Raw genomic sequence first — 23,778 nt, 5'->3', positions numbered from 1 at the left:
AGTGATTGCTGCAGTTAGGGTAGTTTTACCGTGGTCAACGTGGCCGATAGTACCAACGTTAACGTGCGGTTTCGAACGTTCAAACTTTTCTTTTGCCATTTTAAAAATTCCTATAAAGAAATTAAAGTCCAGCCCTAAGACCGGACCGAACTAAAATTACTTAACAGCGCGAGCTGCAATAATTGCGTCAGCAACGTTTTTCGCCGCTTCTGCGTACTTGGAAAATTCCATTGAGTACGAAGCTCGACCTTGTGTTGCAGAACGAAGATCAGTTGCATAACCAAACATTTCAGACAGTGGGACCTGAGCATTAACTTGCTTCAGACCACCAAATGAGTCGTCCATACCTTCGATTATGCCTCGACGACGGTTCAGGTCGCCAACGACATCACCCATGTTTGCTTCAGGGGTGGTGACTTCTACCTTCATAACGGGTTCAAGAATCACTGGCTGCGCATCAAGCGCGCCCTTCTTAAAGCCCATTGCGCCGGCAATCTTAAACGCCATCTCGTTTGAGTCAACATCATGGAATGAGCCATCAAACAAGGTAGCTTTCACACCCAGCATAGGATAACCAGCAAGAACACCTTGCTTCATCTGTTCCTGGATGCCTTTGTCAACCGCAGGAATGTATTCCTTAGGTACCACACCACCTACGATTTCATTAACGAACTCGTAAATTGGTGCGTCTTCATCAGCAACTTCCATAGGTTCGAGCTTCAACCAAACGTGACCATATTGGCCGCGTCCGCCTGATTGACGTACGAATTTACCTTCGGCTTCAACCGAACCGCGGATCGTTTCACGATAAGCAACTTGAGGCTTACCTACGTTACATTCAACACTGAATTCACGCTTCATACGATCTACGATGATATCCAGGTGGAGTTCACCCATACCTGAAATAATGGTTTGGCCTGATTCTTCGTCGGTTTCAACTCTGAAAGACGGGTCTTCCGCAGCCAGCTTACCTAACGCGATACCCATTTTTTCTTGGTCAGCAACGGTCTTAGGCTCTACTGCAACTGAAATCACTGGCTCTGGAAATTCCATACGCTCTAACGTGATAACAGCATCATGAGCACAAAGCGTGTCACCTGTGGTGACATCCTTCATACCAATTGCAGCGGCAATGTCCCCGGCGCGAACTTCTTTGATCTCTTCACGCGAGTTAGAGTGCATCTGAACGATACGTCCAAAGCGCTCTTTTTTGCCTTTAACTGGGTTATAAACCGAGTCACCCTGACCTACTGTGCCGGAATAAACTCGGAAGAAGGTAAGCGTACCAACAAATGGGTCGGTGGCGATTTTAAACGCCAGAGCAGAAAACGGCGCATCATCGTCCGCAGGACGCGTTGCTTCGCTTTCATCGTCCAGGATACCCTGGATCTCTTTAACCTCTGTTGGAGACGGCATGTATTCAATCACGGCATCAAGCACAGCCTGAACACCTTTGTTCTTGAATGCACTACCACAGCTCATTGGCACAATTTCATTGTTCAATGTACGCTGACGGATCGCGGCCTTAATTTCGGCCTCGCTCAGTTCACCTTCTTCAAGATATTTGTCCATTAGCTCTTCAGATGCTTCTGCGGCAGATTCGAGTAGCTCTGCGCGCCACTCTTCTGCCAGCTCCTGAAGCTCTGCCGGGATCTCTTCATAGTTGAAAGTCATCCCCTGGTCTTCAGCATTCCAGTTGATGGCTTTCATCTTGATGAGATCGATAACACCTTTAAATTCATCTTCAGCACCGATTGGTAACTGAATTGGCACAGGTGCAGCGCCAAGACGCTTTTTCACCTGATCCACAACGGCCAGAAAGTCTGCACCGGTACGGTCCATTTTGTTGACGAAAATCATGCGAGGTACTTCGTACTTGTTCGCCTGACGCCAAACGGTTTCCGTTTGTGGTTGTACACCTGATGAAGCACATAATACGACTACAGCGCCATCTAGTACACGTAATGAACGTTCTACTTCGATGGTGAAGTCTACGTGTCCGGGAGTATCGATGATGTTTATACGATGCTCGTCAAACTGAGCATCCATCCCTTTCCAGAAACACGTGGTCGCAGCAGAAGTGATGGTAATACCACGCTCCTGCTCCTGCTCCATCCAGTCCATAGTTGCGGCACCATCATGCACCTCACCAATTTTGTGAGACAGGCCCGTGTAATAAAGTACACGTTCCGTGGTGGTGGTTTTCCCCGCATCTACGTGAGCACAAATACCGATATTACGGTAACGCTCAATAGGAGTTGTACGTGCCATATTATCCTCTTAAAGGTCTTGGGCAGATTACCAACGGTAGTGAGCGAATGCTTTGTTCGCTTCAGCCATACGGTGAACGTCTTCACGTTTCTTAACCGCAGTGCCTTTGTTGTCAGCAGCGTCGATCATCTCTTGAGCCAGACGAAGGCCCATTGATTTTTCGCCACGCTTACGTGCAGCTTCAACCAACCAACGCATACCTAGTGCGTTGCGACGAACTGGACGTACTTCAACTGGTACCTGGTACGTAGAACCACCAACACGGCGAGATTTAACCTCAACCTGTGGACGTACGTTCTCAAGTGCAGACTCGAAGATTTCTAGGTGCGACTTGCCTGATTTTTCAGCAGCCACGTCTAGCGCACCATATACGATTTTTTCAGCAGTAGACTTCTTACCGTCAAGCATTACTACGTTAACGAATTTAGCAAGAAGCTCTGATCCGAACTTCGGATCTGGAAGAATTTTACGTTGACCTATTACGCGTCTTCTAGGCATTTTCTTTCTCCGGTATCTTCAGGTTCGTCTTACTACGACGAATTCCCAAAACAAAATATATAAATTAAAACTTAAGTGCTTGGCCTTACTAACGGAGAACCATTAGCCCTTAGGACGTTTTGCACCGTACTTAGAACGACCTTGTTTACGGTCATTTACGCCAGCACAGTCCAGCGCGCCACGTACTGTGTGGAAACGCACACCTGGTAAGTCTTTAACACGACCACCACGGATTAGGATAACACTGTGCTCTTGCAAGTTGTGGCCTTCACCACCAATGTAAGATGTTACTTCGAAGCCGTTCGTTAGACGAACACGCGCTACTTTACGTAGTGCAGAGTTTGGCTTCTTAGGTGTAGTTGTATATACACGAGTACATACACCACGCTTTTGAGGACAAGCTTTAAGAGCAGCTGAGTTGCTCTTAGTAACCTTGCTGCGACGTGGCTTACGTACTAGCTGGTTAATAGTTGCCATTAAATAGCTCCTGAATTAATAAAAATTACTACTGAAAAAATCAAATTTCGCCAATTTAAGCGTTCTGTTATTCGAACGAATAAATGGGTGGCGGAATTTTAATGAGCAAAGTTTAACCTGTCAACCAAAACAACTAAAAAGGCAGCGTTAAAGCTGCCTTTTTATTGCAATTGACGTGTTTTTCGTCAATTTTAGTCTTGGCCACCAAGCAAGTCTGCATTTAGTGCGTCTGTCAGTGCCTGAGATGCTTCTTCAGCACTTACAGTTTGCTCTTCAACTGCAGCTTCATTTTGCTTACGACGGTTGATGCGATCTAAGTGGTAAGAGAAACCGGTACCCGCAGGGATCAGACGACCCACGATAACGTTTTCTTTCAGACCACGAAGCTCATCGCTCTTACCATTTACTGCGGCTTCAGTCAGGACACGTGTCGTCTCCTGGAACGAGGCTGCAGAGATGAAAGATTCTGTTGCCAGTGAGGCTTTGGTAATACCCATCAGCTGAATTTCGAACTTCGCTGGGATCTTACCTTGTTTCTCTAGCTCACGGTTTGCGATGTTAACGCGCGCCACTTCGGCTTGTTCGCCTGCCAGGAACTCACTGTCACCACCATCAAGGATGATACATTTACGTAGCATCTGACGAATGATGGTTTCGATGTGCTTGTCGTTAATCTTTACACCCTGTAGACGATATACTTCTTGTACTTCGTTTACGATGTAGTTAGATACGTCAGTTACACCACGCAGACGTAAGATGTCGTGCGGAGATTCAGGACCATCGGCGATAACTTCACCTTTCGATACCTGCTCACCCTCGAACACGTTCAGCTGACGCCATTTCGGGATCATTTCTTCGTATGCATCACCCTCTTCCGGTGTAATCACCAGGCGCTTCTTACCTTTGGTTTCTTTACCAAAGCTAACGGTACCTGTGATTTCTGCCAGGATTGCTGGATCTTTCGGCTTACGCGCTTCAAACAAGTCAGCAACTCGAGGTAGACCACCCGTGATATCACGAGTCTTCGAACCTTCCTGCGGAATACGTGCCAGAACGTCACCCGGCTGTGCCGTTGCACCATCTGTGATTTCGATGGTAGTGAACGAAGGCAGACGAATTTCCTGCAGACCACGCTCTTCATTTTCAATGATCAGCTTAGGCTCTTTTGCATTCACCTTAGCAAGGTCTTTAACAACCACACGCGTCAGACCAGTTAGCTCGTCTGTTTGTGCTTCAGTGTTAGAATCGTCGATGTCGCTGAACGATACTTTAGACTCGTGCTCGATGATGATTGGGTGACTATGCGGGTCCCAGGTCGCGACGATATCGTTACCTTTCACTTCTGCACCGTCACTCACTGACAATACGGCACCGTAAGGCACTTTATAGCGCTCTTTCTCACGGCCTTGTTCGTCAATAACCGTAATTTCGGTTGAACGTGAGGTGATCACGATCTTGCCGTCGGTATTGATTACGAACTTCGCATTGTGCAGCTTCATGCTACCGTTGTTCTTAACCTGAACGCTGTTTTCTGCAGACGCTCGAGATGCCGCACCACCGATGTGGAAGGTACGCATCGTAAGCTGTGTGCCCGGCTCACCGATTGACTGTGCCGCGATAACACCAACAGACTCACCCGCGTTGATGATGTGGCCACGAGCAAGGTCACGACCGTAACACTTAGCACATACACCAAAGTCGTTTTCACAGGTGATAACTGAACGTACTTTTACTTCGTCCACTGAGTGCTCTTCTAACAGATCACACAGCTTCTCATCAAGCATCACGTTACGTTCAACCAGCACTTCGTCAGTGCCTGGGATAACCACGTCTTCTGCAACAACACGACCCAATACACGCTCACGCAATGGCTCTACAACGTCACCACCTTCAATCAGCGGCTTCATCACTGTACCTTCAAGGGTACCACAATCTGTTTCGTTGATGACCAAATCTTGTGCAACGTCTACCAGACGACGAGTCAGGTAACCCGAGTTCGCTGTCTTAAGTGCGGTATCCGCAAGACCTTTACGCGCACCGTGCGTCGAGATGAAGTACTGTAGTACGTTCAGACCTTCACGGAAGTTTGCTGTAATAGGTGTTTCGATGATTGAACCATCCGGACGAGCCATCAGACCACGCATACCGGCTAGCTGACGGATCTGAGCAGCACTACCACGTGCGCCCGAGTCGGCCATCATAAACACTGAGTTGAAAGAGTCTTGCTCTTCTTCTTCACCCTGCGCATTCACAACCGTGTCTTTCGACAAGTTCGCCATCATCTCGCGTGATAAGTTTTCATTAACACGTGACCAGATATCGATAACTTTGTTGTATTTCTCACCCGCAGTTACAAGACCAGACTGGAATTGCTGGTTGATTTCTGTAACTTCAGCTTCTGCCGCTTCGATGATGCCTGTTTTAGTTGGTGGGATTTCCATATCGTTGATACCGATAGAAACACCTGACTTCATCGCATAGTGGAAACCGGTGTACATCACTTGGTCCGCGAAGATAACGGTATCTTTCAGACCCAGACGACGATAACACTCGTTCAACAGGCCAGAGATCTGCTTTTTACCTAGCGCACGGTTGATTAGTTCAAACGGCAGGCCAGTCGGCATGATCAAAGACAGGATCGCACGACCTACCGTGGTTTCAACCACTTCGGTCACATCTTTACGCTCACCTGTTTCGCCATCAATATGTACTTCTGCGATACGTACTTTTACGCGTGCGTGTAGCTCTGCAGCGCCAGTACGGTATGCTTTTTCAGCTTCTTTCGCATCTTTAAAGGCAATACCTTCGCCTTTTGCATTGATACGATCACGCGTCATGTAGTACAGACCCAATACAACGTCCTGTGAAGGTACGATGATTGGCTCACCATTCGCAGGAGACAGAATGTTATTGGTCGACATCATTAACGCACGCGCTTCAAGCTGTGCTTCCAGCGTCAACGGTACGTGTACCGCCATTTGGTCACCATCGAAGTCAGCGTTATACGCCGCACACACTAGTGGGTGCAGGTGGATTGCTTTACCTTCGATTAGTACTGGTTCAAACGCCTGGATACCAAGTCTGTGAAGTGTTGGTGCACGGTTCAGTAGAACCGGGTGTTCACGGATCACTTCGTCAAGTACGTCCCAAACCTCTGGTACTTCGCGCTCTACCATCTTCTTCGCAGCTTTAATGGTAGTCGCCATGCCGCGGCGCTCCAGTTTGCCGTAGATGAATGGCTTGAATAGCTCAAGTGCCATCTTCTTAGGCAGGCCACACTGATGTAGTTTCAGTGTAGGACCAACTGTGATTACAGAACGGCCAGAGTAGTCTACACGCTTACCTAGTAGGTTTTGACGGAAACGACCTTGCTTACCTTTGATCATGTCTGCAAGCGACTTCAGAGGACGCTTGTTAGAACCTGTGATCGCACGACCACGACGACCGTTATCTAGTAGTGCATCCACCGCTTCTTGCAACATACGCTTTTCGTTACGTACGATGATATCCGGAGCTGCGAGATCAAGTAGACGCTTAAGACGGTTGTTACGGTTGATAACACGACGGTATAAGTCGTTTAGATCAGACGTCGCAAAACGACCACCATCCAGTGGTACAAGTGGACGTAGATCAGGTGGCAGAACTGGTAATACGCTCATTACCATCCACTCAGGATTATTACCTGACTGGTGGAATGCTTCCATCAACTTAAGACGCTTAGTAATTTTCTTACGCTTAGTTTCAGAGTTGATGGTTGGCAGCTCTTCACGCATTTCAGCGATTAGCTGGCCCAGGTCCAAATCACGTAGCAGATCAAGTACCGCTTCGGCACCCATCTTCGCTTCGAATTCATCACCGTGCTCTTCCAGTGCATCCAGGTACTCTTCTTCACCTAATAGCTGACCACGCTCAAGCGTTGTCATGCCAGGTTCAGTTACTACGAATGATTCGAAGTAAAGTACACGCTCGATATCACGAAGCGTCATGTCCAGCATCAGGCCGATACGAGACGGCAATGATTTAAGGAACCAAATGTGTGCAACTGGGCTAGCCAGCTCAATGTGACCCATGCGGTCACGGCGTACTTTAGTCAGTGTAACTTCAACGCCACACTTCTCACAGATCACACCACGGTGCTTTAAGCGCTTGTACTTACCACACAAACACTCATAATCTTTTACTGGGCCGAAGATACGGGCACAGAATAAGCCGTCACGCTCAGGCTTGAAAGTACGGTAGTTAATTGTCTCAGGTTTCTTTACCTCACCGTAAGACCATGAACGCACCATGTCCGGCGAAGCAAGACCAATACGAATTGCATCGAATTCTTCGGTCTTATTTTGTTGCTTCAGAAACTTAAGTAAGTCTTTCACCTTAGCTCTCCTGTCGGAGTTAATCTTGAGGGCAAGCCTGGGCTCGCCCCTTCATTCTTTTCAGTCCGGTCTGGGCCGCTTGGCGGCCCGGCGGATCAACTTTCTTCCAATTCGATGTTGATACCCAGCGAGCGGATCTCTTTCAACAATACGTTGAACGATTCCGGCATGCCCGGTTCCATCTTATGGTTGCCGTCTACGATGTTCTTATACATCTTAGTACGACCGTTTACGTCATCCGACTTAACTGTCAACATTTCCTGTAGCGTGTAGGCAGCACCGTATGCTTCAAGTGCCCATACCTCCATCTCACCGAAACGCTGACCACCGAACTGTGCCTTACCACCCAGCGGCTGCTGAGTAACCAGGCTGTAAGAACCGGTAGAACGTGCGTGCATCTTGTCATCAACAAGGTGGTTCAGTTTCAGCATGTACATGTAGCCAACTGTTACCTGACGCTCAAATGCATCACCAGTACGACCATCATATAGCGTTACCTGACCACTTCTTGGATAACCACCCAGCTCTAGCATGTCTTTGATTTCAGCTTCGCGTGCACCGTCAAATGCTGGCGTTGCGATTGGCAGACCACCTTTCAGGTTATGTGCCAGACGACGGATCTCATCATCAGAGAAGTTAGCAATATCAACTTTCTGACGGCAATCACCGATTTCGTAGGCTTTCTTGATGAAATCGCGCATTTCGTGGAGTTCACGCTGCTCTTTCATCATGTCTTCAATGCGCTCACCAATACCGCGTGCAGCAAGACCCATGTGAGTTTCAAGGATCTGACCGATGTTCATCCGCGATGGTACACCCAGTGGGTTCAGAACGATGTCTACCGTACGACCTTTTTCATCGTAAGGCATGTCTTCAACAGGCACGATAGTAGAGATAACACCCTTGTTACCGTGACGACCCGCCATCTTATCACCCGGTTGGATGCGACGCTTAACTGCCAGGTAAACCTTAACGATTTTAAGCACGCCCGGCGCCAGATCATCACCTTGGGTGATCTTGCGACGTTTGTTTTCAAACTTCTTATCGTATTCCGCTTTCAGCTCGTCATACTGCGCAGCCAGTTGCTCTAATTCAGCTTGCTGCTCTTCATCAGCCAGGCTTTGCGTCAGTAGCTTTTCAGCGTTCAGATCTGCGATCTTATCTTCGCTCAGACCAGCACGTACCAGCAGGTCACGCGCACGAGTCAGAATACCACCTTCAAGGATACGGAACTCTTCGTTGAAGTCTTTCTTCGCTTCGCGAAGCTGCATGTCTTCAACTTCCAGTGCGCGCTTGTCTTTCTCTACACCGTCACGGGTAAAGACCTGAACGTCGATAACCGTACCAGATACAGAGTTAGGTACACGTAGCGAGCTGTCTTTCACGTCAGACGCTTTTTCACCGAAGATAGCACGTAGTAGCTTTTCTTCAGGCGTCAGCTGCGTTTCACCTTTCGGCGTTACTTTACCAACCAGGATATCGCCGCCTTTTACTTCAGCACCGATGTATACAACACCTGATTCGTCCAGCTTGCCTAACGCAGACTCACCCACGTTCGGGATATCCGCTGTGATCTCTTCTGGACCAAGCTTAGTATCACGAGCAATACACTGGAGTTCCTGGATGTGGATCGTAGTTAGACGATCTTCCTGAACAACACGCTCTGAAAGTAGGATTGAATCCTCGAAGTTATAACCATTCCACGGCATGAATGCCACGCGCAGGTTTTGACCAAGAGCCAGGTCGCCCAGGTCAGTCGAAGGACCATCCGCCAGAACGTCACCACGTACAACCGGCTCACCAACCATACAAGTTGGTTTTTGGTTGATACAGGTGTTCTGGTTAGAACGGGTGTATTTCGTCAGGTTGTAGATGTCGATACCCGCTTCACCAGGTACGCGCTCTTCTTCGTTAACGTTAACAACGATACGGCTTGCATCTGCATACTTCACCACACCGCCACGCTTAGCAACAATGGTTACACCAGAGTCTTTTGCCAGCGTACGTTCAATACCTGTACCTACCAGCGGCTTGTCTGCGCGCAGTGTTGGTACAGCCTGACGTTGCATGTTCGATCCCATCAATGCACGGTTCGCATCATCGTGTTCAAGGAATGGGATAAGTGCCGCTGCCACAGAGATAACCTGCTGTGGTGATACATCCATATACTGGATGCTGTCGCTTGGCATAAAGGTTGATTCACCTTTATAACGACATGGGATCAGCTCTTCTGCAAACTGGTTTTCTTCAGTCAGGTTAGTGTTCGCCTGTGCGATTACGAACTGACCTTCTTCAATTGCAGACAGGTAATCAACGTCATCCGTTACGACGCCGTCAACCACTTTACGATATGGGGTTTCAAGGAAACCATAATCGTTGGTACGTGCGTACGTAGACAATGAGTTGATCAGACCGATGTTTGGACCTTCAGGAGTTTCGATAGGACAAACACGACCGTAGTGCGTTACGTGAACGTCTCGAACCTCAAAGCCAGCACGCTCACGAGTCAGACCACCCGGACCAAGTGCAGAAATACGACGCTTGTGCGTTACTTCTGACAGCGGGTTGTTCTGGTCCATAAACTGAGACAGCTGTGAAGAACCAAAGAATTCTTTAACGGCAGCAGAAATTGGCTTAGCGTTGATCAGATCCTGAGGCATTACATTGTCCAGATCACCCAAGCTCAGACGCTCACGTACAGCACGCTCAACACGTACTAAACCAACGCGGAACTGGTTTTCTGCCATTTCACCTACAGAACGGATACGACGGTTACCTAAGTGGTCGATATCGTCCACATCGCCTTTACCGTTACGGATGTCGATCAACACCTTCATCACGCTAACAATGTCTTCTTTGCTCAGCGTGCCAGGACCTGTGTCAGTATCATAACCAACACGGCTGTTGAACTTCATACGACCAACCGTTGACAAGTCATAACGCTCGTCAGAGAAGAACAGATTATCGAATAAGGCTTCTGCTGCTTCTTTTGTTGGTGGCTCACCCGGGCGCATCATGCGGTAGATTTCTACCAGTGCTTCCAGACGGTTTGCCGTGCTGTCGATACGAACGGTTTCTGACATGTAAGCACCGCTGTCTACATCATTGATGTACAGGGTGTCGATTTTTGTGTGACCAGCTTTAACCAGCTCGGCCATCAACTCCAGAGATAGCTCAGCATTTGCTTCAGCAATGATCTCGCCAGTTGATTCATCGATGTAGTTTCTCGCAACCACACGACCAATGATGTACTCATGCGGTACTTCTAACTGGTCAATGCCCTTTTTCTCGATTGTTTTTATATGACGGGCTGTGATACGGCGACCCTGCTCAACCAGGACTTCACCGTCTGCATCTTTGATATCAAAAGCAGCGGTTTCACCACGTAGTCGAGATGGTACCAATTCCATCATCACTTTGCCGTTAGTCACTTCGAACGCAGTCGTTTCGAAGAACATGCCTAGGATTTCTTCTGTTGAGAATTCAAGGGCACGCAGAATGATTGACGCAGGCAGTTTACGACGACGGTCGATACGTACAAACAGGTTATCTTTTACATCGAATTCAAAGTCTAACCACGAACCACGGTAAGGGATCACGCGTGCGTTATATAGTACTTTACCCGACGAGTGTGATTTACCACGGTCGTTATCAAAGAATACACCAGGTGAACGGTGTAGCTGAGAAACGATAACACGTTCAGTACCATTGATAACAAAAGTACCTGTGTCAGTCATGAGCGGGATTTCGCCCATGTAAACTTCTTGCTCTTTAATGTCTTTGACTGTGCCTGGTGCTTCTTTGTCCATTAGCACAAGACGAAGTTTTACGCGAAGTGGAGCAGAAAAAGTCACACCGCGAATTTGACATTCTTTTACATCGAATACTGGCTCTCCAATACGGTAGCTAACGTATTGAAGCTCAGAATTGCCCGAGTAGCTTTTGATCGGGAACACAGAACGGAATGCCGCTTCCAGTCCGGTATCACCATCCGCGTCCGGTGTAATGAACTTTTTGAACGATTCCAACTGCGTTTGCAAAAGGAAAGGTATGTCCAAAACTTGTGGACGTTTACCAAAATCCTTACGGATACGTTTCTTTTCAGAATAAGAGTAAGCCATGGGGTTCCTCAGCTTGCTGATCTTTGACCCAACCTGTTCATGGAGAACAGACTTCATTGGCATCTAAGCCATGATAACAACATCTAATTGTCGTCCTATGAGTCACTCACTTTCAAAATACTTCTAACAGATTGAAAAATAAGAAAAACATAGGAATTTATTGCGCAACAGGAAAGCGTCGCTCTATAGCGCAAAAGGGCCGGTGATTAAATAATCACCAGCCCTTGCCTGATTGCTCAGGCAGCGAACCTAGCAAATGCCAGATTACTTGATCTCAACTTCAGCACCAGCTTCTTCAAGATCTTTCTTAAGTGCTTCAGCTTCTTCTTTAGAAACAGCTTCTTTGATTGGCGCAGGAGCAGACTCAACAAGAGCTTTTGCTTCTTTAAGGCCAAGACCAGTTGCACCACGTACAGCTTTGATAGCAGCAACTTTGTTACCGCCAGCGCCAGCTAGGATTACGTCGAACTCAGTCTTCTCTTCAGCAGCTTCAGCAGGACCAGCAGCAACAACAGCAGCAGCTGCAGTTACACCGAATTTTTCTTCCATTGCTTCAACTAGTTCAACAACTTCCATTACTGACATTTCAGCAATCGCGTCAAGGATTTGGTCTTTAGTTACAGACATTTTAAGTTTCCTAATTAATCACGAACCATGGGGTTCTAAAAATTTATTTGTGAAAGTAAGAAGCGTGCTATTAAGCAGCTGCTTCAGCTTTCTGAACACGTACAGCTTCAATTGTTTTACACAATTTACCAGCTGACGCTTCTTTCATAGCGCTCATTAGGCGTGCAACAGCTTCGTCGTAAGTAGGCAGCTTAGCTAGCATGTCTACGTCTACAACATTGCCTTCAAATGCAGCCGCTTTCAGTTCGAACAACTCGTTCTTCTTCGCGAAATCAGCGAAGATACGAGCTGCAGCACCTGGATGCTCTGAAGAGAAAGCGATTAGGCTTGGGCCCACTAGCGATTCGTTAAGGCACTCATAGTCAGTACCTTCTACAGCGCGCTTAGCTAGGGTATTACGGACAACTTTCATCCATACGCCTGCTTCACGAGCTTCTTTACGAAGTGCAGTGATCGCATCTACTGTTACACCACGAGAATCTGCAACAACTGCAGACAGAGCACCTTTGGCAGCTTCGTTGACTTCAGCAACAATTGCTTTTTTGTCTTGAAGATTTAAAGCCATGGGTGTTACTCCTGGTTATGATGGGAACATGTCCCAGTTCTACTTTACTCATCGTCTTACGACTGTGAGCTGCTTTTTACGGCGAGAACCAGAAGATTAGGAAAATCTAGCTGGGATTCACACCGTCTACGTAGGGAATTAAGTAACTAGGTTACACCTACGGTCTTGGACGGAAACGCAATTTATCGGATCATTGTAGACTATAAAGTCTACAAAGTGCCGAAATTATGCGCTTCAACCCGAATTCTTTGCTTCGTTTTGAGCTCAGCTCTCAACGAAATGGCGCAAAATTATAGTCTAATTTTTACGCCATGTAAACGCTTATCTCTAAATTAAGCCACTTGCGTGTTTAGAGTAGCTTGGTCTACAGCAACACCCGCGCCCATAGTCGTTGAGATGCTTACTTTCTTCACGTAAGTACCTTTTGCTTGTGAAGGCTTAGCCTTCTTAAGCGCAACGATAAGTGCTTCCAGGTTTTCCTGAAGCTGGTTCGCGTCGAAATCAACCTTACCAATAGTGGTGTGGATGATGCCGTTTTTGTCGTTACGGTAGCGAACCTGACCCGCTTTCGCGTTTTTAACTGCTTCTGCAACGTTAGGCGTTACAGTACCAGTTTTAGGGTTAGGCATAAGGCCACGTGGACCTAGGATTTGACCTAGTTGACCAACAACACGCATTGCATCCGGAGAAGCAACAACTACGTCGAAGTTCATTTCGCCTTTCTTAACCTGTTCAGCAAGGTCTTCCATGCCTACCAGATCAGCGCCAGCTTCTTTTGCTGCGTCAGCGTTTGCACCTTGAGTGAATACCGCTACGCGTACTTCACGACCAGTACCGTGAGGTAGTACAGTTGCACCACGTACGTTTTGGTCAGATTTACGAGCATCGATACCCAGGTTTACAGCAACGTCTACACTTTCAACGAACTTAGCAGTAGCTAGTTCTTTAAGAAGAGCAACAGCTTCGTTGATTTCGTATTCTTTAGTAACATCCACTTTTTCGCGGATAGTACGCATACGCTTAGTTAATTTAGCCATTCTCAATTACCCCTCTACGTTCAAGCCCATTGCACGTGCAGAACCTGCGATCGTGCGTACAGCTGCGTCCATATCAGCAGCAGTAAGATCCGGACGTTTAGTCTCAACGATCTCTTCAAGCTGAGCGCGAGTAACAGTACCCACTTTCTCAGTGTTAGGACGGCCAGAACCAGACTTGATACCAGCTGCTTTCTTAAGAAGGTAAGAAGCAGGTGGAGTTTTCATGTCGAAAGTGAAAGAACGGTCGTTGTAAACAGAAATGATTACAGGAACCGGTGCGCCTTTCTCGATAGACTCTGTACGTGCGTTGAACGCTTTACAGAATTCCATGATGTTTACACCGTGTTGACCTAGTGCAGGACCTACTGGAGGACTAGGATTAGCCATACCAGCAGCAACTTGTAGCTTGATTAAAGCTTCAACTTTTTTAGCCATGATAATACCTCGTTATGTGGGTCTTAGCCTTGTGCGCGCGAGGACGCGTACTCAGACGGCTTCCCAATTAAAAAACTGTCTTTTTGTGCGTCATAGTAATGACATACAAAAAGGCCGCTGATTATAGATTAACCAGCGGCCTTTGGCAATAACTTTTGCTGTTTTAAACAGCAAAATTATTTATCTTGTTCAACCTGTCCAAATTCCAGGTCAACTGGCGTAGAACGACCGAAAATAAGTACTGACACTTTCAGACGGCTCTTCTCGTAATCAACTTCTTCCACAACACCGTTAAAGTCAGCAAATGGACCATCGATAACACGAACCACTTCACCTGGCTCAAACAGAGTTGCTGGCTTAGGTGCTTCTGCATTTTCCTGCAGACGGTTAAGAATGCGATCCGCTTCTTTTTTGCTGATTGGTGCTGGACGATCTGACGTTCCACCAACAAAGCCCATCACGCGTGGTGTGCTGTTAACCAGGTGCCAAGATGCATCATCCATCACCATTTCAACTAACACATAGCCCGGGAAGAATTTACGCTCAGACTTACGTTTTTGTCCGGCACGCATTTCCACAACTTCTTCAGTTGGGACCAGTACTTCACCAAAGTAGTCTTCCAGACCTTCGATTTTAATGTGCTCAAGAATAGTTTGAGCGACGCGCTTTTCAAAACCTGAAAACGCCTGAATTACGTACCAACGTAATTTCTTTTCTTTGTTCTCATCCGACATGGGATCAGATCTCCAATCCAGTTAAAACGCTAACCTGTTACGAGGCCAAACCGGTTAAATAGCCAACTGCACGAAACAGAATGCCATCCAATCCCCACAGGATCAGTGCCATTACTACTGTTGCAGCCATTACGATAAAGGTCGTGTGTGTTGTTTCCTGACGCGTTGGCCAAACTACCTTGCGAACCTCAATTCTAGACTCTTTGGCAAAAGCGATAAAGGTACGCCCTTTTTCGGTTGTTGCTGCAATACCCAATGCTGCACCGACAGCGACCACAACGCCAATTGCGCGAGTCAATACTGAGATATCAGCATACATATAATTACCAACAACTGCGCCAGCCAGTAAAACGACTGCCAACATCCACTTTACCGTGTCCATCGAGCTAGACGGGTTTTCAACATTAGTGCTCATAATTTATTTTTACCTTAAATACAGACACAACAACCCTACATGAGAGCAGGGTTAATCCATTTCAATCCAAATTTACAAATAAGCGGTGGTGATAAGACCCATTATTTTAGATTTGGACTGATTATAAGAGTGGCAGGGGCGGCAGGACTCGAACCCGCAACCATCGGTTTTGGAGACCGCTGTTCTACCAATTGGAACTACGCCCCTGCAAAGTGGATGCCCATTATACTGACGAACAAACTGAAAACAAGAGTAAAAGATGCGCAAAGCGGTATTTGTGCCAATTTCAGCTAGGTGAAACTCATACTGAACCTCACTCAGTGGAAGTTTCTTAGTTAATACAAGCGCAGAGGATCACCATAAAAGAAGTCGCACAACAGCCATATCTGTTCAAAAGGATGACAATCTGGTACCACCAGATGCGCTAGCTCATTTTCAAAATCAGCCCGGTGCCACATCGGACTGGCATTGCGGATCAACAGCCAGACGCGCTGAGAGTGGTAACGCTTGCCCGCCTTTTGCTTGAGTAAGCGAGCAAGACCCGTATGCAACCGCTGTGTACTCGGAGCCTGTGCCATCAACGCCAGTTCGCGCTGCATGGTCAGCGACAAAGGGCGGCCAAGCACAGCCATGGCCTCCGTTTCACTGGCATAGAGATGCGCTACTTCAATATCTAAGCGCGACTGCGCCAGGTAACAGCTGACATCAGGTTTGGCCGGTTGGTTATGCCAGATGTGACGCATCGGCGTGTGAGTCAGTCGCTCATAACTTCGCATGAACAATTTGGCAGCGCCATGTTCCAGCTGCAGTTTTTCCCGCTCACTATCACGTATTACTGCCTGATCATGCTTCACACTACTTTCCGCTAGTCTGCACTGTCCAGCTCCCGATGGACATCTTGCAACAAGCTCGACGCACCAAAGCGAAAATGCTCGGCGGTAAGCCAGTCATCACCCATTGTCTTTTTTGCAAGGTGTAAGTAATCACTTGCTTGCTCGACGCTTTTAACTCCTCCGGCGGCTTTGAAGCCCACCGTCTTACCCGATACATGGATCCGCTCCAGCATGACTCTAGTTGCTTCCAGTGTGGCGTTCACCGGCACCTTACCAGTACTGGTTTTAATAAAGTCGGCACCAGCCAGAATCGCGACATCGCTGGCCTGCGCGATTTGTTGCGTATTTTCGAGTGCACCAGATTCAATGATCACTTTTAATTTGGCCTGAGCACCACACAGCTGCTTGCTTGAGCGTACATATTGCCATGGCGTATCCGGATCGCCCGCCTGTAACTGCTGATAAGGCATCACCAGATCAATCTCATCGGCTCCAGCCTGCAACGCCTCTTTCGTTTGTGTCAGCACCTGTTGCAATGAATGCTTACCACAGGGAAAGTTGGTCACAGTCGCGACCTTTACCTCAGTCCAGCCTCGGCGGTTTAATTCCTGTTTACACAGCGCGACAAACTGGGGATACACACATACGGCTGCGGGTAGCCCTAATTCGGGACGAATGCTGTCTAACAACGCAATGATGCTGGCCTCGTTATCTTGCTCGTTTAACGACGTCAGATCCATTAATCCAAGCACCTCGCGTGCGACGGCTTGCATTTTCATATTGGTTTCCTTTTAACTGCACCCTGCTCTGTGGACAAGCTGCATCATATGAGTCGGACCTCAACGTTAGCTGCTTGCCCTACCGGACCACAGGACATTTGTCCGCACCTTTTATGAGTGTACATCGGTCAAATGTTACTAAGCAGCCCCTGTCACCTGGTCAGAAAACAGCAAACATAGCGCTTCACAGGGGTGTCAATACGCCCGGCAAACGCTAAATTGTGGAAATTATAACTCATAACCAATAGCTATAACTGTGAACAAGTGTGTGCTGTCACGCTAAACCCCTTGATATATATGAGGTAAGCCATTTCGCTCCGTTTGATATAACTTTTAGTTATAAAAACTGGGTTTAAGTTATTTTTTCCCTGCCAGTACGCGGGATATTCTGCCACTCTAGAAAAAGCCAGAGTTGGCTTATATCAAGTTTTACGATGTTTAAGGGGCAACAGCGTGCAGTACTTACCTATCTTTACCAAGTTGGACAACAAACCCGTGCTGGTCGTCGGCGGCGGTGAAGTTGCTCTGAGAAAGATCCGCGCACTGCTCAAAGCTCGCGCCGATGTAACCGTATTGGCCCCTGAATTCTGTGACGAACTCATGCAGTTGTCTGAAGAAGGCGAACTGCACCTGAAAACAGCCTACTTTAGCGCCGACGCCGTTGACAGCATGGCGCTGGTTATTGCTGCCACCGACAACGATGACGTCAATGCGCAGGTGCGCGATGCAGCGGATGCGCGCAATATTTTCGTCAATGTGGTGGATGACCAGCCCAAGTGTAGCTTTATTTTCCCGTCTATCGTCGACCGCAACCCCATTACAATTGCGATTTCCAGTGCCGGTACAGCACCTGTCTTGGCGCGCCGCTTAAGAGAAAAACTCGAAACCCTGATCCCTCAGCATATCGGTCCACTGGCTGAACTGGTTGGCGGATTCAGAGACAAGGTCAAAGGCCGTTTTAAGCATTTTGCTGATCGCCGTCAATTCTGGGAGCGAGTATTCGACTCACATGTTGTCAGTAAAGTACAAAGCGGAGACACACAAGGTGCACAACAACAGCTGCATGATATGCTGAACGACACTGCAGAGCCACAAGGCGAAGTCTATGTCGTAGGCGCAGGCCCGGGCGATCCGGAGCTATTGACGCTCAAAGCACTACAATTGATGCAACAAGCTGATGTTGTGGTGTATGACTACCTAGTGTCCGATGAAATTATGGAACTGGTCAGACGCGATGCCGACCTCATCTGTGTCGGTAAACGTGCCGGACACCACAGTGTTAAACAAGAAGACACCAATCAGATGTTGGTTAAGCTGGCCCAGCAAGGTAAAAAGGTATGCCGTATTAAAGGCGGTGACCCGTTCATTTATGGCCGGGGTGGCGAAGAAGTTCAGGTACTGGCTGCGGCTAACATCCGCTATCAAATCGTCCCGGGCATCACAGCTGCTGCTGGATGCAGTGCCTATGCGGGTATTCCGCTTACACACCGTGACCACGCTCAGGCGATTCAGTTTGTCACTGGACACTGTAAAAAAGAAGGCCAGGAGCTGGACTGGCAGTCGCTGGCCAAACCGAATCAAACTCTGGCCATTTATATGGGGGTCATTAAGTCTCCACATATTCAGGCCCAACTATTGGCCCATGGTCGCAGTGAACACACACCGGTGGCCATCGTCGAAAATGGCACCCGCAAGTCGCAGCGTGTTGTGACCACTGAGCTTGGCCAGCTGGCAGCACAAATCGAAGCCAATAATATCCAGTCACCGGCATTACTGATCATTGGCGAGGTCGCTGCACTGCATCAGGAACTGGCCTGGTTTGGTAAAACAGAACAAATTGCAAGTTACGCTCAGCCGCTCGCTAAGATCGCCTGACGCATGAACCACTTTATTTTTAGTATTAAGTAGGACGACGACAATGGCTTTAACTCACCTTCAGCAACTTGAGGCTGAAAGTATAAAGATTATTCGCGAAGTCGCTGCTGAGTTTGAAAACCCAGTGATGCTTTACTCCATCGGTAAAGACTCATCGGTACTCCTTCACTTAGCACGTAAAGCGTTTTTCCCGGCAAAGATCCCTTTCCCTCTGCTGCATGTAGATACGGACTGGAAATTCCGCGAGATGATTGAGTTTCGAGATCGTCTGGCCAAAGAATACAACTTTGACCTGATTGTGCATAAAAACCCGGAAGGGTTAGAGATGGGCGTTGGTCCATTCACGCACGGCTCAGCCAAGCACACCGACATCATGAAAACCCAGGGCCTTAAACAGGCATTAAACAAGTACGGCTTCGATGCCGCATTTGGTGGTGCGCGTCGTGATGAGGAAAAATCGCGCGCGAAAGAGCGTGTCTATTCTTTCCGCGATAAACACCATCGCTGGGACCCTAAAAATCAGCGCCCTGAGCTATGGAATACCTACAACGGTCAGGTGAACCCGGGCGAAAGTATCCGTGTATTCCCGCTGTCAAACTGGACTGAGCTGGATATCTGGCAATACATCTACCAGGAAAACATTGAGATCGTGCCGTTGTATCTGGCAGAGAAACGCCCCGTGGTTGAGCGTGATGGCACGTTAATCATGGTCGACGACGAGCGTATGCCGCTGGCGGAAGGTGAAGTGCCTGAAATGAAGTCGGTACGCTTCCGTACACTGGGCTGCTACCCGCTGACCGGTGCAGTTGAGTCAGAAGCAAACACCCTGACCGGGATCATCGAAGAAATGTTGTTATCGACCTCTTCCGAGCGTGAAGGCCGGGTCATTGACCATGACTCATCCGGGTCAATGGAGAAGAAAAAACGTGAGGGGTATTTCTAATGTCTACCGCAAATGAAGTAAAAGAACTGGGGATTGAAACCTACTTATCACGCCAACAGGACAAAAGCCTGTTACGCATGATGACCTGCGGCAGTGTAGACGATGGTAAATCCACCCTGATCGGTCGCTTGCTGCACGACAGCCACCAAATCTATGAAGATCAGTTGGCGGCGCTGCACAAAGACAACGAAAAAGTAGGTAACGCTGGTGAAGAGCTGGATCTTGCGTTGCTGGTTGATGGTTTGCAGGCAGAACGAGAACAAGGGATCACCATTGATGTGGCGTATCGCTATTTCTCCACTGCGAAGCGCAAGTTCATCATCGCCGATACACCGGGACACGAACAGTATACCCGTAACATGGTGACGGGTGCTTCAACCAGTGATCTGGCGATTATTCTGGTGGATGCCCGCTATGGTGTACAGATCCAGACCAAACGCCACAGCTTTATCTGTGACTCACTGGGTATCAAGCAATTTGTTGTTGCCATCAACAAAATGGACATCGTTGACTTTGATGAAGCCGTGTTCGAGAAAATCAAAGCCGATTACCTGAAGTTTGCTGAGCAATTGGACGTCAATGACATCAAGTTTGTGCCTATTTCGGCTCTTAAAGGTGACAATGTTGTGACTCGCTCTGAGCACACGCCTTACTACACAGATCAGCCACTGATGGCGCTACTGGAAGACTCTCCGGCTGCTGAACCAAACAGTGCATTTGAAGCCCGCTTCCCGGTGCAGTATGTAGTACGCCCTAATCTGGACTTCCGTGGTTTTCAGGGCACGTTGACCTCTGGCGCGCTAACTGTTGGTCAGGCGATTAAGATTTTACCTTCGGGTAAAACCAGCACCATCAAAGAATTGGTGACGTTCGACGGTAACCTCGAGCAAGCTGAAACCGGTCAGGCACTGACCATCACTTTGAATGACGAAGTGGATGTCAGTCGTGGGGATGTAATTGTCCCGGCAGACTCATCGACTAAGGCAACCAACCTGATCCAGGCCAAGCTGGTATGGATGCACGAGGCGCCTCTGGTGCTAGGCAAAACGTACAACTTCAAGCTGGGCGCGAAGAGTACGGCTGCCATCGTGAAGCAGATTGATCACACCATTGACGTCAATACTCTGGAGCATGGCAAGGCTGACAGTCTACAACTGAACGAAATTGCAATCGTTACACTTGAGCTGACGGAAACCATCGCTGCCGATGTGTATCGTGATAACCACGAAACAGGTGCCTTTATCCTGATTGACCGTCTGAGCAACCTGACCGTAGGCGCAGGCATGATCGATGCCATTCTGGATGAGCAAGTTAGTGAAAATCAGCAATTCAGCGAATTTGAGCTGGAGCTGAATGCCCTGGTTCGCAAGCACTTCCCACACTGGCAAGCGCTTGATTTAAGCAAGCTGAAGTAACGGCTGTATGCCTGTTAACGGGAGTTATCTATGCTGCTAGAGCAGATCATCTTAACAGGCATCATGCTCGTGCTGGTCGCGTGTCTTTTTGGCACGCGGCTCAACCCGGCCTGGTTATTTGTTGGCGCTATCAGCAGCGCTTACCTGGCTGGGCTCATCGATCTGGAAACCATGCTGGTCAATTATGCGAACCCATCGCTGATCACCCTGGTTTTACTGGTTTTGGTATCTATCGCCATCGAAAAAACCACCCTAGTACAATACCTGGCGCGCTCACTGGCCAACGGCTCGCTGGCACGCTCGGTAATGAAACTGGGATTATCCACGGCTTTTTTATCGTCTTTTACCAATAACACCGCCGTGGTGGCGTCTTTGATCAGTACCATCAAAGACAGTAAAACCCATTCACCGTCTAAGCTATTATTGCCACTGTCCTATACCGCTATCCTGGGCGGGACGCTGACCCTGATCGGCACGTCAACTAATTTAATCGTTAATGGTTTCGCCATTGAGGCCGGTATGGCGCCGTTGGGCTTTTTTGACTTTACGCTGGTCGGTATTGGCGCGCTGGGTGTTGGCCTGGTTACCATTATTCTATTACTGAAGTTTTTGCCCGATCACGGCCGCAAAGAAGAAGAGGTTGTGCCTTTTTATCTGGAAGGGAAAGTAACCGCAGGCTCGAAACTGATTGGCCGGACAGTCGAAGAAAACGGCCTGCGTGACCTGCGTGACTTGTTCCTCGCTGAGATCATCCGCGGCGAGCGTCGTATTTGTGCGGTCACACCACAACAGGAAATACAGCAGGGCGATGTTCTGCTGTTTGTCGGCGACATCAAATCTGTGCCTTTATTGCGCCGCTTCGACGGCTTGCAGGTGGTACATGACAAACACGAAAAAGACGCCGAACACCTGGTGGAAGTCGTGATCAGTCAGTCGTCTAAGTTTTTAGGCAAAACACTCAAAGAGATCCGCTTTCGCGAACAGTTTCATGCCGCGGTGATTGCCATTCGCCGTGGTCACGACCGCCTGCCTGGTGGCCTGGGTCAGGTCAAACTGCAGGCAGGAGATTCTTTGATCCTAGCCCCTGGCGGAGATTTTTATCAGCTACCCGACCTAAAACGCGAATTTGTTTATATCTCTGGCCTGGACCTGCAAACCCATTTAACGCAGCCACAATCGAATAAAGTGATGGCTGCCTTTGTTGCCGTGCTCGGTCTGGGTATCTTCGATGTTGTGCCTTTAGTCAAAGGCCTGATGGTTTTATTACTCGGACTGGTGCTGTTTGGCTCCATCAAAGTCAGCGAGATGAAGCGCCGCTTTCCCATTGAATTGCTTGCCATTGTCGGCAGTGCCATTGGCTTAGCTAAGCTGATGATAGACACAGGGTTAGCCGGGCAAATTTCCGATGCGCTGTTTTATGTACTGGGCGACTTTGGTCCGTATGGTGCCTTTATCGCCATTTTTGTGATGACGGTGGTGTTCACCGAATTGATCACCAACAATGCGGCCGCCGCGCTGTCATTTCCTGTGGCATACGCACTGGCGATTGGTTTTGGTGTGAACCCACTGCCATTTGTGATGGCAGTCGCCTTTGGCGCATCGGCCAGTTTTATTTCCCCTTTTGGCTATCAGACTAATCTGATGGTATATAGTGCAGGTAATTACCGGATCAAAGACTATGTGACCGTCGGCCTGCCGCTCTCAATTATTTACTCGATCACTGTGCTGACGCTGATCCCCTTGGTTTTCCCGTTTTAGTGGATAGGAATTATGGATACGAATATTGTCTGGCATAACTATGCCGTAAATAAAACACATCGCAGCGAACAAAAAGGCCACCGTCCTGTTATTTTATGGTTTACTGGCTATTCTGGGTCGGGCAAAAGCACCGTCGCCAATGCACTAGAGAGTGCCCTGCAGCAACTTGGCGCACACACTTATTTACTCGATGGTGACAATGTGCGTCATGGTCTGTGTAAAGACCTCGGATTCAGCGACGAGGATAGAGTCGAAAACATTCGTCGTGTGGGTGAATTGAGTAAACTCATGGTCGATGCCGGCCTGATCGTACTCACCGCCTTTATCTCGCCCTTCCAGGCTGAGCGTGACCTGGTTCGAGAGCTGGTTGAAGAGGCCGAGTTTATTGAAGTGTATCTGGATACACCGCTGGAGGTGTGTGAACAACGCGATCCAAAAGGGTTATATAAAAAGGCCCGTGCCGGTGAGATCAAACACTTTACTGGCATAGACTCTGACTATGAGCCACCAAAAAACCCGGAGATCCGCATTAATACCGGTGAAAATAGTCTGGACCAATCGGTGCAACAGCTGGTAGCGTATCTACAACAGCGCGAGATAATCCATCTGTAGTACCAAGGAA

Annotated in this window: 19 protein-coding genes and 1 tRNA gene; 5 read left to right on the top strand and 15 right to left on the bottom strand. The window is 48.2% G+C overall.

Annotated elements, in window-relative coordinates; translation table 11 throughout:
• The 15 genes from MHN31_RS11660 to deoC all read right to left on the bottom strand — a co-directional run.
• Positions 1–99: GTP-binding protein (locus tag MHN31_RS11660; RefSeq protein WP_235408380.1), on the bottom strand; the 99-nt coding region annotated here is incomplete at its 3' end.
• Between the two features lie 57 nt (positions 100–156).
• On the bottom strand, positions 157–2,271 hold the full coding sequence (gene fusA / locus MHN31_RS11655) for an elongation factor G (protein WP_010387306.1): 2,115 nt from the start codon (positions 2,269–2,271) through the stop codon (positions 157–159).
• Positions 2,272–2,298: 27 nt separating this feature from the next.
• The gene (gene rpsG / locus MHN31_RS11650) at positions 2,299–2,769 is read right to left on the bottom strand and encodes a 30S ribosomal protein S7 (protein ID WP_010387307.1); all 471 of its coding nucleotides are present in this window, start codon (positions 2,767–2,769) and stop codon (positions 2,299–2,301) included.
• 102 nt (positions 2,770–2,871) lie between these two features.
• On the bottom strand, positions 2,872–3,246 hold the full coding sequence (gene rpsL, locus MHN31_RS11645; RefSeq protein WP_010387308.1) for a 30S ribosomal protein S12: 375 nt from the start codon (positions 3,244–3,246) through the stop codon (positions 2,872–2,874).
• A 191-nt stretch (positions 3,247–3,437) separates the two neighbouring features.
• On the bottom strand, positions 3,438–7,619 hold the full coding sequence (rpoC, locus tag MHN31_RS11640) for a DNA-directed RNA polymerase subunit beta' (RefSeq protein ID WP_194867999.1): 4,182 nt from the start codon (positions 7,617–7,619) through the stop codon (positions 3,438–3,440).
• Between the two features lie 95 nt (positions 7,620–7,714).
• The gene (gene rpoB, locus MHN31_RS11635) at positions 7,715–11,740 is read right to left on the bottom strand and encodes a DNA-directed RNA polymerase subunit beta (protein ID WP_125563174.1); all 4,026 of its coding nucleotides are present in this window, start codon (positions 11,738–11,740) and stop codon (positions 7,715–7,717) included.
• A gap of 264 nt (positions 11,741–12,004) precedes the next feature.
• On the bottom strand, positions 12,005–12,367 hold the full coding sequence (gene rplL / locus MHN31_RS11630; protein WP_023400585.1) for a 50S ribosomal protein L7/L12: 363 nt from the start codon (positions 12,365–12,367) through the stop codon (positions 12,005–12,007).
• A 70-nt stretch (positions 12,368–12,437) separates the two neighbouring features.
• Entirely contained in the window at positions 12,438–12,932 is a 495-nt protein-coding gene (gene rplJ / locus MHN31_RS11625) for a 50S ribosomal protein L10 (RefSeq protein ID WP_010387318.1), read from the bottom strand.
• A 332-nt stretch (positions 12,933–13,264) separates the two neighbouring features.
• The gene (gene rplA, locus MHN31_RS11620; protein WP_010387319.1) at positions 13,265–13,969 is read right to left on the bottom strand and encodes a 50S ribosomal protein L1; all 705 of its coding nucleotides are present in this window, start codon (positions 13,967–13,969) and stop codon (positions 13,265–13,267) included.
• A 6-nt stretch (positions 13,970–13,975) separates the two neighbouring features.
• Positions 13,976–14,404 (bottom strand): 50S ribosomal protein L11, encoded by a 429-nt coding sequence (gene rplK, locus MHN31_RS11615; protein WP_010387320.1) that lies wholly within the window; start codon positions 14,402–14,404, stop codon positions 13,976–13,978.
• A 176-nt stretch (positions 14,405–14,580) separates the two neighbouring features.
• Positions 14,581–15,138, bottom strand: a complete 558-nt coding sequence (gene nusG, locus MHN31_RS11610) for a transcription termination/antitermination protein NusG (RefSeq protein ID WP_010387321.1) — start codon at positions 15,136–15,138, stop codon at positions 14,581–14,583.
• Between the two features lie 37 nt (positions 15,139–15,175).
• Positions 15,176–15,553, bottom strand: a complete 378-nt coding sequence (gene secE / locus MHN31_RS11605; protein WP_010387322.1) for a preprotein translocase subunit SecE — start codon at positions 15,551–15,553, stop codon at positions 15,176–15,178.
• A 130-nt stretch (positions 15,554–15,683) separates the two neighbouring features.
• Positions 15,684–15,760, bottom strand: a tRNA-Trp gene (locus MHN31_RS11600).
• Positions 15,761–15,888: 128 nt separating this feature from the next.
• Positions 15,889–16,329: a hypothetical protein gene (locus MHN31_RS11595; protein ID WP_125563188.1), complete on the bottom strand. Its 441-nt coding sequence runs from the start codon at positions 16,327–16,329 to the stop codon at positions 15,889–15,891.
• A gap of 89 nt (positions 16,330–16,418) precedes the next feature.
• Positions 16,419–17,165 (bottom strand): deoxyribose-phosphate aldolase, encoded by a 747-nt coding sequence (gene deoC / locus MHN31_RS11590; RefSeq protein ID WP_239444318.1) that lies wholly within the window; start codon positions 17,163–17,165, stop codon positions 16,419–16,421.
• 453 nt (positions 17,166–17,618) lie between these two features.
• Between deoC and cysG the strand changes: the two genes are divergently transcribed.
• The 5 genes from cysG to cysC are packed head-to-tail and all read left to right on the top strand — an operon-like array spanning position 17,619 to position 23,768.
• Positions 17,619–19,040 carry a siroheme synthase CysG gene (cysG, locus tag MHN31_RS11585; RefSeq protein WP_194868001.1) on the top strand — a complete coding sequence of 474 codons (1,422 nt, stop codon included), beginning with the start codon at positions 17,619–17,621 and terminating at the stop codon, positions 19,038–19,040.
• 43 nt (positions 19,041–19,083) lie between these two features.
• Entirely contained in the window at positions 19,084–19,983 is a 900-nt protein-coding gene (cysD, locus tag MHN31_RS11580; protein WP_010387327.1) for a sulfate adenylyltransferase subunit CysD, read from the top strand.
• Positions 19,983–21,398: a sulfate adenylyltransferase subunit CysN gene (gene cysN / locus MHN31_RS11575; protein ID WP_125563169.1), complete on the top strand. Its 1,416-nt coding sequence runs from the start codon at positions 19,983–19,985 to the stop codon at positions 21,396–21,398. Before cysD ends, cysN begins: the two co-directional genes overlap by 1 nt.
• A gap of 33 nt (positions 21,399–21,431) precedes the next feature.
• Positions 21,432–23,156: an SLC13 family permease gene (locus MHN31_RS11570; protein WP_081694378.1), complete on the top strand. Its 1,725-nt coding sequence runs from the start codon at positions 21,432–21,434 to the stop codon at positions 23,154–23,156.
• 12 nt (positions 23,157–23,168) lie between these two features.
• Positions 23,169–23,768 (top strand): adenylyl-sulfate kinase, encoded by a 600-nt coding sequence (cysC, locus tag MHN31_RS11565; RefSeq protein ID WP_125563167.1) that lies wholly within the window; start codon positions 23,169–23,171, stop codon positions 23,766–23,768.
• Positions 23,769–23,778: the final 10 nt, after the last annotated feature.

Source organism: Pseudoalteromonas sp. McH1-42 (assembly GCF_022347845.1).
Classification (GTDB): domain Bacteria; phylum Pseudomonadota; class Gammaproteobacteria; order Enterobacterales; family Alteromonadaceae; genus Pseudoalteromonas; species Pseudoalteromonas rubra_D.
Note: the sequence above shows the minus strand (reverse complement) of the source record. Positions and strands in the feature narration are given on the sequence as shown.